The sequence below is a fragment of the Pseudomonas sp. P7548 genome (assembly GCF_013386585.1).
Classification (GTDB): Bacteria; Pseudomonadota; Gammaproteobacteria; order Pseudomonadales; family Pseudomonadaceae; genus Aquipseudomonas.
Genome location: NZ_JACARO010000016.1, coordinates 23,346 through 38,198, shown reverse-complemented (window position 1 = coordinate 38,198; position 14,853 = coordinate 23,346). Strand labels below are relative to the sequence as shown.

15 protein-coding genes and 1 pseudogene are annotated in these 14,853 nt (G+C 62.7%); 3 read left to right on the top strand and 13 right to left on the bottom strand.

The features are described from left to right. Both HX803_RS09305 and HX803_RS09300 read right to left on the bottom strand, forming a co-directional pair. A pseudogene (locus tag HX803_RS09305) lies at positions 1–141 on the bottom strand (alkaline phosphatase family protein); the annotation flags it as partial. Between the two features lie 179 nt (positions 142–320). Beyond that, positions 321–1,397 (bottom strand): ABC transporter substrate-binding protein, encoded by a 1,077-nt coding sequence (locus HX803_RS09300; RefSeq protein ID WP_178920134.1) that lies wholly within the window; start codon positions 1,395–1,397, stop codon positions 321–323. A gap of 615 nt (positions 1,398–2,012) precedes the next feature. On the opposite strand from HX803_RS09300, the gene HX803_RS09295 reads away from it, so the two are divergent. Continuing rightward, positions 2,013–2,726 (top strand): UTRA domain-containing protein, encoded by a 714-nt coding sequence (locus tag HX803_RS09295; protein ID WP_176996418.1) that lies wholly within the window; start codon positions 2,013–2,015, stop codon positions 2,724–2,726. Positions 2,727–2,861: 135 nt separating this feature from the next. On the opposite strand, the gene HX803_RS09290 is transcribed toward HX803_RS09295, so the two are convergent. Genes HX803_RS09290 through HX803_RS09255 form a run of 8 tightly spaced genes read right to left on the bottom strand, consistent with a single transcriptional unit; the run spans position 2,862 to position 8,970 of the window. Next, a complete protein-coding gene (locus HX803_RS09290; protein WP_178920133.1) occupies positions 2,862–3,776 on the bottom strand; it encodes a metal ABC transporter solute-binding protein, Zn/Mn family in 915 nt (304 codons plus the stop codon). After that, positions 3,776–4,675: a metal ABC transporter permease gene (locus HX803_RS09285; RefSeq protein WP_178920132.1), complete on the bottom strand. Its 900-nt coding sequence runs from the start codon at positions 4,673–4,675 to the stop codon at positions 3,776–3,778. The genes HX803_RS09290 and HX803_RS09285 overlap by 1 nt, the downstream gene beginning before the upstream one ends. Continuing rightward, complete coding sequence (locus tag HX803_RS09280; RefSeq protein WP_178920131.1) at positions 4,672–5,418, bottom strand: metal ABC transporter ATP-binding protein; 747 nt, start codon at positions 5,416–5,418, stop codon at positions 4,672–4,674. The genes HX803_RS09285 and HX803_RS09280 overlap by 4 nt, the downstream gene beginning before the upstream one ends. Further along, complete coding sequence (locus tag HX803_RS09275; protein WP_178920130.1) at positions 5,415–6,335, bottom strand: metal ABC transporter substrate-binding protein; 921 nt, start codon at positions 6,333–6,335, stop codon at positions 5,415–5,417. The genes HX803_RS09280 and HX803_RS09275 overlap by 4 nt, the downstream gene beginning before the upstream one ends. A gap of 19 nt (positions 6,336–6,354) precedes the next feature. Then, the gene (locus HX803_RS09270; RefSeq protein WP_178920129.1) at positions 6,355–6,915 is read right to left on the bottom strand and encodes a DUF6162 family protein; all 561 of its coding nucleotides are present in this window, start codon (positions 6,913–6,915) and stop codon (positions 6,355–6,357) included. Beyond that, the gene (locus tag HX803_RS09265; RefSeq protein ID WP_178920128.1) at positions 6,912–7,235 is read right to left on the bottom strand and encodes a hypothetical protein; all 324 of its coding nucleotides are present in this window, start codon (positions 7,233–7,235) and stop codon (positions 6,912–6,914) included. The genes HX803_RS09270 and HX803_RS09265 overlap by 4 nt, the downstream gene beginning before the upstream one ends. Next, positions 7,232–7,771, bottom strand: coding sequence for a thiamine pyrophosphate-binding protein (locus tag HX803_RS09260; RefSeq protein ID WP_178920127.1), 540 nt, complete (start codon positions 7,769–7,771; stop codon positions 7,232–7,234). Before HX803_RS09260 ends, HX803_RS09265 begins: the two co-directional genes overlap by 4 nt. Continuing rightward, complete coding sequence (locus HX803_RS09255) at positions 7,771–8,970, bottom strand: PepSY domain-containing protein (RefSeq protein ID WP_178920126.1); 1,200 nt, start codon at positions 8,968–8,970, stop codon at positions 7,771–7,773. Before HX803_RS09255 ends, HX803_RS09260 begins: the two co-directional genes overlap by 1 nt. A 288-nt stretch (positions 8,971–9,258) precedes the next feature. Here HX803_RS09255 and leuC point away from each other — a divergent pair, with 288 nt between their 5' ends. Together leuC and leuD are read left to right on the top strand one after the other, a co-directional pair. Next, positions 9,259–10,677: a 3-isopropylmalate dehydratase large subunit gene (gene leuC, locus HX803_RS09250; RefSeq protein WP_178920125.1), complete on the top strand. Its 1,419-nt coding sequence runs from the start codon at positions 9,259–9,261 to the stop codon at positions 10,675–10,677. Further along, on the top strand, positions 10,674–11,288 hold the full coding sequence (gene leuD / locus HX803_RS09245; RefSeq protein ID WP_178920124.1) for a 3-isopropylmalate dehydratase small subunit: 615 nt from the start codon (positions 10,674–10,676) through the stop codon (positions 11,286–11,288). The genes leuC and leuD overlap by 4 nt, the downstream gene beginning before the upstream one ends. Positions 11,289–11,422: 134 nt before the next feature. Here the strand turns inward: leuD and HX803_RS09240 are convergent, their stop codons facing one another. From HX803_RS09240 to HX803_RS09230, 3 genes are all read right to left on the bottom strand, one after another. Continuing rightward, on the bottom strand, positions 11,423–12,337 hold the full coding sequence (locus HX803_RS09240; protein ID WP_218646986.1) for a LysR substrate-binding domain-containing protein: 915 nt from the start codon (positions 12,335–12,337) through the stop codon (positions 11,423–11,425). Between the two features lie 78 nt (positions 12,338–12,415). After that, entirely contained in the window at positions 12,416–13,720 is a 1,305-nt protein-coding gene (locus HX803_RS09235) for a dicarboxylate/amino acid:cation symporter (protein ID WP_178920122.1), read from the bottom strand. Positions 13,721–13,814: 94 nt separating this feature from the next. Next, positions 13,815–14,690, bottom strand: a complete 876-nt coding sequence (locus tag HX803_RS09230) for an alpha/beta fold hydrolase (protein WP_178920121.1) — start codon at positions 14,688–14,690, stop codon at positions 13,815–13,817. Between the last annotated feature and the right edge of the window lie 163 nt (positions 14,691–14,853).

Below are 14,853 nucleotides of genomic sequence, written 5' to 3'. Positions count from 1 at the left end.
GGACAGGGCGGGCAGTTCACATTCCAGCTTGTAGAGCGCTGCGCGTCCTGCGCCGACATAGGCCTGCAAGTGCCCCATGGCGTGCCGCGCAACCTCGAAGTTCAGGCCGTCGAGCACGACAAGGATGACATTGTGCTTCATGGGGGCTGGAGCTCCGCAACAGGTGGTTTGACTCAAATTCTCTGGCGTAACCGGGTCAAAATGTGGGAGCTGGCTTGCCTGCGATAGCGGAGTATCAGTCGACATAGAGGCTGAATGTCAGACCACTATCGCAGGCAAGCCAGCTCCCACACCGGCCGCATTTCAGGCAGTGAGCCCGATTACTTCATTTCTACGATGACTTGCTCGTTCCACAGCTGAGGCAGCTTCTTGGAAGTCGCTTCCCAGGCATCAGCATCTTTGATTGGCTGCGGATTGGCCTTGGTGTACTGCTCGCCCGGGATCAGGTTCTTGGCGATATCGGCCGGCAGTTTCAGGTCGGTTTCAGCACGGATTGGACGCGCATTGCCTTTCGCCAGGTTGAGTTGGCCGGCATCGCTGAAGATGTATTCGCGGGTCAGCTTGGCGGCGTTCGGGTGCTTGGCGTATTTGTTGATGATGGTGGTGTAGCCGGATTTCACCGAGCCGTCCGATGGGATCAGCACCACGTAGTCATCCGGGTTGGCCATCTTGGCCTTGTAGCTCAGGCCGTTGAAGTCCCAGACCACGCCCACTTCGACTTCGCCTTTTTCCATGGTGGCGATGGTCGGGTTGGACAGCGAGAGACGGCCTTGCTGGGCGATCTTGGTGAAGAACTGCAGGCCAGGGGCGATGTTCTTTTCGTCGCCTTTATTGGCGATGGCGGCGGCCAGTACGCCGTTGGCCGCCTGGGCCGCGGTGCTCACGTCACCGATGGAGACCTTGTACTTGCCTTTTTGCAGGTCAGCCCAGCTGGTGGGCACTTCCGAGCCGTGCAGCAGCTTCTTGTTGACGATAAAGGCGATGGTACCGGTGTAGGCCAGCGCCCAGTGACCGTCCTTGTCTTTTGCCCAATCCGGCACCTGGGCCCAGGTGGACGGTTTGTACGGCTGGGTGACTTCCTGCTTCACCGCAATCGGACCGAACGCTGCGCCCACGTCGCCGATGTCGGCGCTGGCGTTGTCTTTCTCGGCCTTGAACTTGGCGATTTCCTGGGCCGAGCTCATGTCGGTGTCGATGTGCTTGAGGCCGTAGGTCTTGGCCAGGTCTTCCCAGGTGCCTTTCCAGTTGGCCCAGTCATCGGGCATGCCGACGCTGTTGACGGCGCCTTCCGCTTTCGCGGCAGCTTCCAGGGTTTTCAAATCGGTATCAGCAGCCATGGCGGCGGTGCACATGGCAATGGTCGAGCCTAACAGTGATGCCAGGAAAAGCTGTTTCATCCGAAGCTCCTTTGGGCGTGTTCAACGCTGCGTTTTTATGAACGATTGCGGGGGGCGATTCATCACTGATTTCTTGGGGCGCGTTGCGCCTGAAAGCCGGCCAGGCAAGGCGCAGTCCGCAGGTAAGGGTTGTTTCCTTGCCAAGGACTGCAACACAGCATGGCCGGTTTTCAGGCACAACCCGAAGGGCCGGGCCTGATTTTGCGCAGGGCTGCGTTTCTCGTCGCTTATTTGGAACAACCAAACCACGCTCCTCGCGCCTTGCCCTGCACAAAATCAGGTCCGGCGCGCCCCAATAAATCAGTGATGAATCGCCCCAGTTGGTCTAGGTCAGCAATACCTGAGCCAATCTAGGCGTGCCTGATGACAGTTTCATGTCGATGTCGTTTTTAAATCGCGGATGTCGCTGGTCGCAGAGTGAGCGTAGACCATGCCCAAATGCCCGCAGGCGTTCGACTTGGCCGATGTATTGCAGAGTGTGGGGCAGGGGCGTGAGAGGGGCTGTCATCTGTCGGTCATCTGTAATGCCTAGGCTGGCAGGCAACAGCTCAAGCCCTGATAGAGCGCGGTTTGTGCACCGAAGCGGTGCTGGTCTAGTCCAGATAGGTAACATTGATGCGTGATGAGGCAATCAAGGCGGTGACATCCATCGGCCTGGCGCTGCAAGAGCAGATCGACCACGGCCTGTTGCCGCCTGCGAGTAAATTGCCCGCCGAGCGCAAGCTCAGCGAGTTGTTTGGTACCACTCGCATTACGGTGCGGGAAGCCTTGTTACAACTGGAGGCCCAGGGGCAGATCTATCGCGAGGAGCGTCGCGGCTGGTTTGTCTCGCCACCCCGGCTGGCCTACAACCTGATGCAGCGCAGCCACTTTCACGCGATGGTCAGCGACCAGGGGCGGGTACCTTCCACCGAGGTGATTTCCGCGCGGCTGCAGCCGGCGTCGGCGGCGGTGTGTGCGTGGTTGCAGTTGCCGGCCTTGTCCAGTGTGATCCAGGTGTGCCGAGGCCGGCGCATTGACGGGCGCCTGGTGTTGTACGTGGAGCATTACCTGAACCCGCAGTATTTCCCGGGGATCCTGGAGTGTGACCTGAATCAGTCGATGACCGAGCTGTATGCCCGTCAATATGACTTGCACTATGGGCGGGTGCGTTTTGAAATTGTGCCGACTTCATTGCCTGTGGAAGCCGCCGCCGCGTTGCGCGTGTCGGTGGGCAGCCCGGGCTTGCGCATTGCCCGGGTCAATTACGATCAGCATCAGCGCTTGATCGACTGCGACCTGGAGTTCTGGCGACACGACGCCATCCACGTCGGCGTCGATGTCGCCTGACACCCACATCCTCTGTAGAGCCCACTTGTTGTGGCGAGGGAGCTTGCTCCCGTTCGACAGCGTAGCTGGAGCCGGCTTTTTGGGGGCGCTTCGCCCCCCAGCGGGAGCAAGCTCCCTCGCCACAAAAGCCGGCTCCTACAGGGTCAGGGCTTTGATCAGTGAATCCGTGTTGGTGGTGAGCTCTGCCACCGGATCCGCACTGTCCACCTCCAGCACCAGCAGTTGCGAGCCGCCTGCCGCGATGGCCGCTTTCACCGCCTCACTCGGCTGACGATGGTGCAACACCACCGCCACGTCGTTCTCCTTCAATTCGGCACTGAGTTTCTGCAAGGCCTCGGGCGTCCAGTCGGCGTCCGGTCGTGCATCTGTGCTCACTACTTCCAGGTTCAGGCTGCTGACCAGGTAGGCGAAGTGATCGCTCAAACTGACCACCGTGAGGTTGTCCGCCTTGGCCAGCCGCGCTTCGCTGTCGGCGGTGAGCTTGAGCAGGCGTTGCTTGAGGGCGGCGAGGTTGGCGTCGATTGTGGGCTTGGCGTCCGGCGCCAGGCGGCTGAGGTCGGCGGCGAGCACGTCGGCCATGCGCCCGAGGTTGTTGCTCGATTGCCACGGCTGACTGTTCAGGCCATCGGTGCTGCCGGGTTGCACGGCAATGCCGGGCAAACCGCCGTCCACCGGGCGTGCGGCATCCACTTCGACGATGCGGATATTGCTGCGCCGCGCCACCGGGTACAGCGGGTCATCCGCCCACAGCGAGCGCAGGCCGATGGCGGCGTCGGCGTCTTGCGCCAGCTTGCTCAGCGCCGGTGCGCCACGGCCGGTGAAATAGGACACCTGCCGCGAACCCGGCAGGTTGGCCGGGGCGGCGCGTTCGAGCTGTACGGCGGTGCCTTTGAGCAGCACTTCAGCCAGGCCATAGGTGATCGGCAACGAGGCCAGTACCTTGACCGGTTTTGCCGCGTGGGCAACCGGTTTGGGCGCTTCAGCCGCCATCAGTGGCGTGGTGAACAAGCAAGCGATGGCCAGGGCCAGAGGATGAAGAACGGAGCGCATTATCCAAGATTCCCTTTGAGGCTGGGCACGGTGCCGCGCGCAATGGCGGCAAAGGCGAAGGCGATACCGGCCACGAGGATGATCGCGGCACCGGACGGGATGGGCAGGTCGAAGATGATCGGCAACAGGATCCCGCACAGCGTGCTGACCGTGGCGATGATCACCGAGACCCAGAAGAAGCCCTTGAGCGATTGGCTCAGCAGGCGCGCTGCGGCGGCGGGGATCACCAGCAGGGCGCCCACCAGGATCGCGCCGATCACCTTCACCGCCGCCACGGTGATCAGCGTCACCAGGATCACGAACAGATAATCCAGGGTTTTCACCGCCACCCCGCGCACCGCCGCCAGTTGCGGATTGAAGCTGGCAAGCATGATGCGGTTGTACAGCGGCAACGCCAGCGCCATGACCAGCGAGCCGACAATCGCCAGCACCAGCAGGTCATTGCCATTCACCGTCAGCACTGAACCGAACAGTACGTTCTCCAGAATATGCACGTTGATCTTGCCCGCCAGGATCAGCAGCAGGCTGGCGCCCAAGGCCAGGGACACCGAGAGGAACACACCGATCAAGGTGTCGGGCGCCAACCCGGTGCGGTTGCGCAGGTAGTTGAGCAGGATGCCGAACAGCAGGCAGTACCCGAACAGGGCGCCGTAGGGCCCGGTGTAGGGTTCACCCAGCAGGATGCCGACAGCCACGCCGGTGAGTGCCGCGTGGCCGACCGCCTCGGAGAAGAACGCAAAGCGCTTGACCACCACCAGCGTACCCAGGCCGCCCAGCACCGGGCCGATCAGCAGGCCGGCGAGCAGGGCGTTGACCACAAAACCATAGGCCAGTGCTTCCGGCAGGTACCCGGAAGAGGCCCAGCCCTGGACCATCAGGCGAAACGCTTCATAACTCATTGCACCGGGCTCCGAGGGTGGGTGGAGAACAGGGTCAGCAGGCGGTCCGGGGTCAACGCTTCTTTCGGCGTAGCGTCGAACAGTACGCGACGGTTCAGGCCGGTGACGCGATCGGCCAGGCGGCCCACGGCTTCCAGGTCATGCTCGATCCACAACACGGTGATGCCGGCCAGGCGCCAGTCGTTGAGCAAGCGCTCAAACACCTGGATTCCGGCCTCGTCGAGCGCCGACATCGGCTCATCCAGCACCAGCAGTTGCGGCGCCGGGATCAAGCCCTGGGCCAGCAGCACGCGCTGGCGCTCACCCCCAGACAGCGCACCCATGCGGCGTTTGCGCTTGTCCTGCATGCCGACACGCTCCAGCGCATCGCCAATCGCCCCGGCGTAATGCCGCGACAGCCCGAGAAACGCCGGGCGGCGCTGGCACATGGCAGCCATAAAGTCGTCGACAGTCATGGGCAGGCCCCGGTCGAACTCCAGTGCCTGAGGCACATAACCAATGGTGCCGGGTGTGCTCTGCCAATGCAGGCGCAGTTGGCCCTGGTGTGGCGTCTGCCCCAACAGCGTCTTGATCAGCGAGCTTTTGCCGCCGCCGTTCGGGCCCACCAGCGCATGGATACTGCCGGGCTGTACCTGGAATTTCACGCCATCCAGGATGGTGGTGCGGCCCAGGGTCAGCGACACCGCGTCGAAGTCGAGGGTCGGGCCAATACTGGCCACGTTCAGGTGTTCGGCTGCGGTCATGAGCCTGACTCCTGGATGGCCCGCACCACCGTGTTGAGGTTGCCGGTCATTTCCACTTCGTACTTTTCAGGGGTGTATTCGCCGTAGGAGATATGCGACAGCGGGTACAGCTTGACCCCCGACTCACGCTGGATGGTGTCGACATAAGTGGACGGGAAATCCATCTCCGAGAAGATCACCTTCACATCCAGGGCACGCAGTTCGTCGATGGTCTTTTTCAGCTGGCTGGGGCTGGGCTCGATGCCGTGGGCCGGTTCGACCACGGCGGTCACTTCCAGGCCGAACTCGCGCAGCAGGTAATCGTAGGCCGCGTGCACGGTGGCCACGCGCAGGTCCGGGTTCGGTGCGCTGGTCAACTTGGCCAGTGCATCGGCGCGCATCTGGCGCAGGCGCTTGCCGTAGGCGCGGGCGTTCTGGGTGTAGGTCTTGGCGTTGTCCGGGTCGAGCTTGCCCAGTTCGCGGGCGATGTTGTTGACCTGGGCAATCGAGGCACTGATCGACAGGAAGGTGTGTGGGTTCACCACCTTGCCCGCGCCACGCGCCGCGTTGCCGGTGGCCGCCAGCAACGGCACGTTGGCGTTGGCTTCGATCACCGGGATGTCCGGGCGCTCGCTGGTGGCGATCATGCGGTCGGCGAAGTCGTCATGGCCGACGCCGTTGAGCACGATCACGTCCAGGGTGCCGATGCGCTTGATGTCTTCGGCGCGCGGTTCGTAGGCATGGGGGTTGAAGCCGGCCGGGATCAGCGGCACCACATCGGCCTTGTCGCCGACGATATTGGCCACGTAGCTGTAATACGGGTGCAGGGTGATGCCGATTCGCAGGCGCTTGGCCGCCTCGGCGTTTGCCAGGGGAGTGAGCACCAGGCTGATAAGGCCGACCAGCAACAGACGCAACAATGGGGATGAAATGGACATGGGCACTCGGTCTTCTCGTTCAGTGACGGTGCTGGCGGGTCACGCCGGCATCGAATTGCGTGACCACCTGCTTCCAGCCGGCCGCGATCAGCACTGGGTCAGTCAGGTCGGAAGGGGGCGCGAGGTTGGCCTGGCGGTTGAGCCACACATCCGGCTCGCCATCGTGCACGCGCATCAGTAGCGAGCCGCTGGTGGCGGGCGCCTGGCTCAAACCCAAGTAGGCCGACGGCGCGAGCAGTTGCCAGCGGTGGTCGCCACGGCTGACCGAACTGGCGTCCTGGGCAAACGGTGCAAAGCCTTCCTCGGCCAATTGCTCCGGCGTGGGCAGGGCGTTCTGCTCCTGTTGCAGCAGCTGGATCTCGTCCAGGGTCACCCGCAGGTCGGCGTAGATCCCTTGCTCGGCCGCGCTCAGGTCGCGGCGTGCATCCAACTGGTGGCTGGGCACGGCGGCGACCTCCTGGCTTTCACCATGCAGGGCAATCACCGAGCCGGCCACGGCGAGGATGATCAGGCACAACAGCAGCACATAGAGGGTTTCGTGGCCGGCCCCGGCGGGGCGTACAACCTGTGTCGTACTCATTGCGGCTGGATATCCGCTTGGTCGATTTCAACGACGTGGCCGGGGCCGGCGTCGAACAGCACGTAGAATTCGGCCGAAGGCTTCTTGAAGGTCAGGGTCGAGTCCTGGCCAAGCTTGCCGGGCAGCAGGACGGTTTCGTCGTAGCCGATCACGTCCAGGGTCACGCCGGGTGCACCGCTGCCGTCGGAGAAGCCGCCGGTGCACTGGATCTGCCCACCGGCAATTTCCTTGCACTCGCACATCGGGTTGTGGGCCAGGGCCACGGTACTGAACCCGGCGCACAGCACTAGCAATACGCGGGATAGGCGCTTCAACGTCATGGTTTGACTCCTTGCTTGTTCAGCCAGGCAATAGTGGCAGGCGAGGCCTGGCTCAGCGGAATGGAACCCTGGTGCATCGTGCCGTCCCAGCCTTCCATGGTGACCCACAGTTCGGCGTCGGCCGGGGTCCGCTCCGGCACCGGCAGCAATGCGCCCATGCGGTACGGCGTACCAAAGAAGATCACCCCGGCAGCCCGCAGGCTGCGCGGCTTGCCGATGCGCAGGTAGGTGGCCTTGACCTGTTCGGCGCAGGTGGCGCACAGGGCCGCGTTGAAAAACTTCATCGGGCCGGCCGGGTCGGGGCGCGGGCCTTCATTGCGAAACTCGGCGAGGGTCAGGCTCCAGGGCCCGACCTGCACGTCACCGGCCACTCGCTCGCCAATGCCGGTATCGCCCCGGAACAAGGCCGCTTCGGAGAAATACCGAGGCATGAAGCCCAGTGGTACGAGGATCAGCAGAATGTTGATGTGGAAGCGCCATTTGAGCCAGAAGGCCCGCAGTGGCGAAGGCGCTGGTGCCGCGATGACTTTGCTCATCAGTTGGCCTCCGTGGTTTCAGCCTGCATGGCCGGGACAGGCGCCGGTTGGCGCGGCGCCTTGTTGCTGCGCTTGAGGGCATTGAGGGTGGCCAGGGCTGTCCGCTTGGTCCAGATCAGCAAGCCGCTCAACACCATCATGCTCAGCACCAGGCCGAAGAATGCCCAGATCAGCTTGATCCACAGGCCGCCGAAGTCGCCGGTGTGCAGCGGGCGCATGGACTCGGTGACGAACTCCAGGGTGGTGCGATCGGACAGCAGGTGGGAGACGGCGATTTCGCCGTCATACGGGTTCAGTTGTGCAGTCTGGAACATCAACGGGTACCAACCGCGCCCGCCGATCTGCAGGTGGCTGTAGGCATTGCTCGGGAGGAACACGAACGTGGCGTCCAACCCGGGGATGCGTTCGCCGGCAATCTTGATCGCTTCGTCCAGGGCAATCATCGGGGCGGGCACGCCGGGCGCTGACAACGGCACTTTCTCCCGGGCGATCACCGGCACGATGGGCTCGCTGGAGATGGAAATCTGGTTGTCGCCCAGGATCGCCTGGATCAGGAACCAGGTGCCGGTGATGGAAATGACCGCGATGAACCAGATCGACCAGATCCCACTCAGGCGGTGGAAGTCACCCCAGAAGATCCGCGCGCCGTGGCGGATGCGCAGGGTAGGGCGCAGGAAACCCTTCCAGAAGCGCTTGTACACCACCAGCCCGGTGACCAGTGAGGCCAGCAACGGCAGGCCAAGGAACGACACCAGGTACCAGCCCCAGCTGTAGCCATTGGTGAACGGCACCAGCCACCAGCCGTGCAGGGCGCGGGTGAATTGCTTGAAGTTGAACGACGGGCTCACGCCCTGGATAGCGCCGGTGTACGGGTTGACGTAGACCTCCACGGAGCGCCCGTCGGGGTAGCTGAGGTCGACGCTGAGGGCAAAGTGGGTTTCGTCGGGGCGAATGATCGACTGCACGATCACCTGGGGTTCGGCGCGTTTGATCGCGCTGATCACCTGGTCGAAGCTCAGCGGTTCGGCGTCGTCCGACGGTTTGCTGGCGCGGATGTCCGGGTTGGCCAGCCAGACGATTTCCTGGCTGACCACCGCCAGGGTGCCGGTGACGCAGACGATCAGTACAAAGAACCAGATGGGCAATGCCAGCCAACTGTGTACGAGAAACCAGAGTTTTGAGCGTGACTTCTTCGACATGTGAATGAGGGTCTTGATCGGAGGGGGGCAAAGAAGGCCCGGAAAAGGCCGGTCGTAGCTTTTGCTGACGCGACGGGCTGTATCTAAGTTAAGACGGATGAGAGGAGCAAATCCCTAAGCCGGATATGAAAGAAATTGTTTCAGGATCACATTCGGCGTGGTTTGCCGCCGCGATCGAACACGAAACATGTTCCAAGCCATCACCCAGGCGCCATTGATGGGGCGGGTTGGCTGGGTAGGATGGGCTCATACCGTTGAGTGAGCGCCTAGATAAGTGAGTCCACAAAAATGACTGCCAGAACCCTCTACGACAAACACATCGATTCCCACACGGTGTGCCCCCTGGATGATCAGGGCCATGTCCTGCTGTATATCGACCGCCAAGTGATCAACGAATACACCAGCCCCCAGGCCTTCAGCGGCCTGCGCGAGGCTGGCCGTGAGGTATGGCGCCCCGGCACGGCGCTGGCGGTGGTCGACCATGTGAACCCCACCACGCCCCAGCGCATTGCGGCCATGCCCGATGCTGGCGGTGCGCGGCAGGTGTCGTACCTGGCGGAGAACTGCCGGGATTTTGGCATCGAACTGCTGGACATCCTCGACAAACGCCAAGGCATCGAGCATGTGATTGCCCCGGAACAGGGCTTTATCCTGCCGGGCATGGTGATTGCTGCCGGTGACAGCCACACCACCACCTACGGCGCCCTGGGTGCTTTCGGCTTTGGCATCGGCACCTCGGAAATCGAGCACCTGCTGGCCTCGCAGACGCTGGTCTACAAGCGCCTGAAAACCATGCGCGTGACCGTCGACGGCGTATTGGCCAAAGGGTTGACCTCCAAGGACGTGATCATGGCGCTGATCGGCAAGATCGGCGCCTCCGGTGCCACGGGCTATGCCATTGAGTTTCGCGGCGCCACCATCGATGCGCTGAGCGTCGAAGCGCGCATGACCATCTGCAACATGGCGGTGGAAGCCGGGGCGCGCGGTGCGTTCATGGCGCCGGACGAAAAAGTCTTCGCCTACCTCAAGGGCAAGCCGCGCGCGCCAAAGGGCGAGCTGTGGGAACAGGCCCTGGTGGGCTGGCGTCAACTGCATTCGGACGCCGACGCGCTGTTCGACCAGGAAGTGCATCTGGACGCCAGCACCCTGGAGCCCATGGTCACCTGGGGCACCAGCCCCGACCAGGCTGCGCCGATTGGTGCCCGCGTCCCGGACCCGCAGGACGTCAGCGACCTGATCCTGCGCCAGGACATGCGCCGCGCCCTCAACTATATGGGCCTGGAAGCCGGCATGCCGCTGAGCGACATCGTCATCAGCCATGCGTTTATCGGCTCCTGCACCAACGCCCGTATCGAAGACCTGCGCGACGCTGCGAGCGTGGTGCGTGGCAAACACGTGGCCGACCATGTGCGGGCGATGATCGTGCCGGGTTCCACCGAAGTGCGTGACCAGGCCGAGGCCGAAGGCTTGGCGGCGATCTTTATCGACGCCGGGTTCGAATGGCGCCAGTCGGGCTGCTCGATGTGCCTGGCGATGAACGACGACGTGCTGGCCCCGGGCGACCGCTGCGCCTCCAGCACCAATCGCAACTTTGAGGGTCGCCAGGGCGCCGGTGCGCGTACTCACCTGATGAGCCCGGCGATGGTCGCTGCCGCTGCGATCACCGGCCGCCTCACCGATATCCGCCACTTTGGAGACCGCCCATGAGTCTGCAACCGTTCACTACAATCACCGGCAAGGCCGCACCCATGCTGGCGGCCAACATCGACACCGACGTGATCATGCCCAAGCAGTTTCTCAAGGGCATCGATCGCAGTGGGCTGGACCGGGGTTTGTTTTTCGACTTGCGCTTCCTGCCTTCCGGCGAGCCCAACCCCGCATTCGTGCTGAACCAACCGGCCTGGCAAGGGGCGAGCTTTCTGGTGGTGGGGCCGAACTTCGGGTGCGGCTCCAGCCGTGAACACGCGGTGTGGGGGTTGAAGCAGACCGGGATTCGCGCGCTGATCGGCAGCAGTTTTGCCGGGATTTTCTATGACAACTGCCAGCGTAATGGGGTGTTGTTGATCACGTTGGATGAGGCGGTGTTGCAGAAGCTGGGGCAGGTTGTCAGCCAACCCGAGCAGGCGCAGATCAGTGTGGACCTGGAGGCCCAGGCCATTCATTTGGCTGACGGCCAGGTGATTCCCTTCCAGATCGACACGTTGCGCAAAACCGCGCTGTTGCTGGGGCTGGATGCAATTGGCAGCACCTTGCAGCGCAGTGACGAGATCAAGGCCTTCGAGCGCCGCCACCTCGCGGCCAACCCCTGGCTCAACTGACACCCCCTGAATCCAAATGTGGGAGCGGGCTTGCTCGCGAATACGGTGGGTCAGTCGGCTTATCTATGGCTGACTTACCGCATTCGCGAGCAAGCCCGCTCCTACATTGGAATCCATTCCAATTCGGAATCGGGCTAGATAGACAGCCCCTTGAAGTGCTCCTGCAAAAACTCCACACACGCCCGCAACTTCCCTGAATACGCCAGCCGCGTCGGGTACACCGCCCAGACGTTGGCGCTTTGGGTGTAGTCGTGCAGCACCTGCACCAGCTTGCCTTGCTCCAGCAGCGGTTTCACATCCCACATTGAGCGCAGCAACACGCCGCGCCCATCCAACGCCCACTGCAACACGATCTCGCCATTGTTCGATGACAACGGCCCGCGCACGCGTACGCTTTCGGGGGCGCCGTTGTGTTCCAGGTTCCAGATGCCAAACGCATTGTCGCGCTCCTTGAGCACCAGGCAGTCATGCTGCTCCAGGTCGCTCAACTGTTGCGGCGTGCCCTTGCGTTGCAGATAGGCCGGCGCGGCGCACAGCACGCGGCGGTTGCTCACCAGCCTCCGGCCGATGTGCTGCCCGGGGATGTCGTCGCCCACGCGGATCTCCAGGTCAAACCCTTCGCTGACGATGTCCACCACGCGGTCGAACAGGTCCAGGCGAATTTCCAGGTCCGGGTACTGCTCGGCGAGCAATGACAGGGCAGGGGCCACATGGTTGCGGCCAAAGCCGAAACTGCTGCACAAATGCAGGTGCCCACGCGGGCTGTCATGGGCGTCGGAGAGCTCATCGGACAGTTGCTGGAAGTCTTCCAGGATACGCACCGCCCAGCGCTGCACCCGTTCGCCGTCTTCGGTCAGGGCGATGCGCCGGCTGGTACGGTGCAGCAGGCGGGTGGCCAGGGTGGTTTCGAGGATCTGGATGCGCTTGCTGACATACGCCGGCGACAGCCCCAGCTCATCGGCGGCGGCAGCGAAGCCGGCCTTGCGGATCACGGTCAGGAACACCCGCAGGTCTTCGGGTAGGGGCACGGTATCTTTCTTATTTGTCATCAGAAACAAGGCTGGCGGCATGAGCCGCCAGAATAGCACCGGATCGGCGCGCCTTCCGGCACACCGGGCGGTCTTCGGTTATTCGGCCGCGATTTTGGCCTGGGCAGCCGCCCGAGCATGGCGGCCGCGCTTGAGGGCGATGGGAGCCATTTTCTCGCGGTCCAGTTCACCTTCCCACGCGGCGACCACCAGCGCGGCCACGGCGTTGCCGATGATATTGGTCAGCGAGCGGCATTCGGCCATGAAGCGGTCCACACCGAGGATCAATACCATCGCCGCCACCGGCACCGTCGGCACCACGGCCAAGCTCGCCGCCAAGGCCACAAACCCTGCACCCACCACCGCCCCGGCGCCCTTGGACGTCAGCATGGCCACTGCCAGCAGCGTCAACTGCTGCTCAAGCGGCAAGTGGATATTGGTGGCCTGGGCCAGGAACAGCACCGCCAGGGTCATATAGATGTTGGTGCCGTCCAGGTTAAAGGTGTAGCCGGTGGGAACCACGATGCCCACCACGCCTTTGGAGGCGCCCAGGCTTTCGAGTTTCTGGATCAGCTGTGGCAACGCCGATTCGGAAGAACTGGTGCCCAATACGATCAACAGCTCCGACTTGATGTAGCCCATCAACTTGAAAATGCTGAAGCCGGCGTAGCGGGCGATGCTGCCCAGCACCACCGCTATGAAAAAGAACGCCGTGATGTAGAACGTGCCCACCAACTTCAACAGCGGCAGCAACGAACCCACGCCGTACTTGCCGATGGTGAACGCAATCGCACCAAAGGCACCGATGGGCGCAACGCGGCTGATGATGCCGACGATGCGGAAGAACACCTCGCTGGCCTGGTTGATCACGCCCACCAGCGGCCGACCCTTTTCACCGACCATCACCAGGCCGACGCCGAACAGCACGGAGACGAACAGCACCGGCAGGATTTCACCTTTGGAGAACGCATCGAAAAACGTGGTGGGGATCACATGCAGCAGGAACCCGGTGATGCCTTCGCCATGTTCGGCCTGGCCGACAAAACCGGCGATGGCCGAGCTGTCGAGGGTCTTCACATCAATGTTGAAGCCCACGCCCGGGTGCAGCAGGTGCGCGGCGAGGATGCCGATCAACAGGGCGATGGTCGACACCACCTCGAAGTACAGCAGCGCCTTGCCGCCGACCCGGCCCACCTGCTTCACGTCATGCATGCTGGTGATGCCGGACACCACCGTACAGAAGATGATCGGGCCGATGATCATCTTGATCAGCTTGATGAAACCGTCGCCCAAGGGCTTGAGGTCAATACCGATTTGCGGCCAAAAATGGCCGATCAACACACCCAGCGCGATAGCGATGAGCACCTGCACATACAGGGTTCCCAGCAGTTTTTTGAGTGTCATTGTTATTATCTCAATCGTTTTTTGGGCAAAGCGAACCCGTCGCAGGCCAACAGCAGCCTGCGAGGCGGGTCCATCAGGTCACGGGGTTACAGCATCATCGGAGGAAAGCCAGGACTTCGCCCAGCAACAGGTCGGGGGCTTCTTCTGCAATGTAATGGCCGGCCGGCAGGGCCTTGCCACGTACATCGGTGGCGACTTTCTGCCACTCCTTGAGTGGTTCGAAACAGCGCCCGACCGTGCCCTCGGCGCCCCACATCACCAGCAATGGCAGGTTCAGGTGATTGCCGGCGTCGATGTCTGCCTGGTCGTGCTCAAGGTCGATGCCGGCGGCAGCCCGGTAATCCTCGCAGATGCCGGTGGCGCTGCCCGGCAGTTTCAGGCAGCGCAGGTACTCGGCGAAGGCTTCGTCGGTGAACGGCTTGAGCCCGGCACTGCGGCTGCCCATCACACTGCGCAGGTACAGCTCGGGGTTGCTCTCGATCAAGGCTTCCGGCAACGGCGCCGGGCGGATCAGGAAGAACCAGTGCCAGTAGGCGCGGGCAAAGGCTTCGTCGGTCTGGGCGTACATCGACAGGGTGGGAGCGATGTCCAGCAACACCATGCGTTGCACGCTGGCCGGATGGTCCAGGGCCAGGCGATGGGCGACGCGGGCGCCACGGTCGTGGGCCAGCACCGAGAACGTGTCGAAGCCCAAGGCTTGCATCAGCTCGACGCCGTCGCGGGCCATTTCGCGTTTTGAATAGTTGGTGTGACGCTCGTTGGCCGGCGGCTTGCTGCTGTCGCCATACCCACGCAGGTCGGCGGCCACCACGGTGAAGTGCTCGGCCAGTTGTTCGGCGACTTTGTGCCAGATGACGTGGGTTTGCGGGTGCCCGTGCAGCAGGAGCAGGCCGGGACCTGTACCGCCTTTGCGGTAGCTGATGTCCACGCCGTTGACGTGGCAGCTGTCTTTTTGGAATCCGGCAAACATGGAATGACTCCTTGTGATGATTGCCTGCATCCTGAAATCACGCCGCCTTTGGGGCAAGGGGGAAAGCGTGGAGGGGTTGTTCATGAAGTGTGTAGCTGCTGTGGGTCATGCGACCCAATCCCTCAAACAAATGAGATCACCTGTGGGAGCGGGCTTGCTCGCG

What these genes read in the sequence shown, in the direction of transcription:
- HX803_RS09300 (WP_178920134.1), bottom strand. Translation starts at nt 1,397, where the DNA reads ATGAAACAGCTTTTCCTGGCATCACTGTTAGGCTCGACCATTGCCATG.
- HX803_RS09295 (WP_176996418.1), top strand. Translation starts at nt 2,013, where the DNA reads ATGCGTGATGAGGCAATCAAGGCGGTGACATCCATCGGCCTGGCGCTG.
- HX803_RS09290 (WP_178920133.1), bottom strand. Translation starts at nt 3,776, where the DNA reads ATGCGCTCCGTTCTTCATCCTCTGGCCCTGGCCATCGCTTGCTTGTTC.
- HX803_RS09285 (WP_178920132.1), bottom strand. Translation starts at nt 4,675, where the DNA reads ATGAGTTATGAAGCGTTTCGCCTGATGGTCCAGGGCTGGGCCTCTTCC.
- HX803_RS09280 (WP_178920131.1), bottom strand. Translation starts at nt 5,418, where the DNA reads ATGACCGCAGCCGAACACCTGAACGTGGCCAGTATTGGCCCGACCCTC.
- HX803_RS09275 (WP_178920130.1), bottom strand. Translation starts at nt 6,335, where the DNA reads ATGTCCATTTCATCCCCATTGTTGCGTCTGTTGCTGGTCGGCCTTATC.
- HX803_RS09270 (WP_178920129.1), bottom strand. Translation starts at nt 6,915, where the DNA reads ATGAGTACGACACAGGTTGTACGCCCCGCCGGGGCCGGCCACGAAACC.
- HX803_RS09265 (WP_178920128.1), bottom strand. Translation starts at nt 7,235, where the DNA reads ATGACGTTGAAGCGCCTATCCCGCGTATTGCTAGTGCTGTGCGCCGGG.
- HX803_RS09260 (WP_178920127.1), bottom strand. Translation starts at nt 7,771, where the DNA reads ATGAGCAAAGTCATCGCGGCACCAGCGCCTTCGCCACTGCGGGCCTTC.
- HX803_RS09255 (WP_178920126.1), bottom strand. Translation starts at nt 8,970, where the DNA reads ATGTCGAAGAAGTCACGCTCAAAACTCTGGTTTCTCGTACACAGTTGG.
- leuC (WP_178920125.1), top strand. Translation starts at nt 9,259, where the DNA reads ATGACTGCCAGAACCCTCTACGACAAACACATCGATTCCCACACGGTG.
- leuD (WP_178920124.1), top strand. Translation starts at nt 10,674, where the DNA reads ATGAGTCTGCAACCGTTCACTACAATCACCGGCAAGGCCGCACCCATG.
- HX803_RS09240 (WP_218646986.1), bottom strand. Translation starts at nt 12,337, where the DNA reads ATGACAAATAAGAAAGATACCGTGCCCCTACCCGAAGACCTGCGGGTG.
- HX803_RS09235 (WP_178920122.1), bottom strand. Translation starts at nt 13,720, where the DNA reads ATGACACTCAAAAAACTGCTGGGAACCCTGTATGTGCAGGTGCTCATC.
- HX803_RS09230 (WP_178920121.1), bottom strand. Translation starts at nt 14,690, where the DNA reads ATGTTTGCCGGATTCCAAAAAGACAGCTGCCACGTCAACGGCGTGGAC.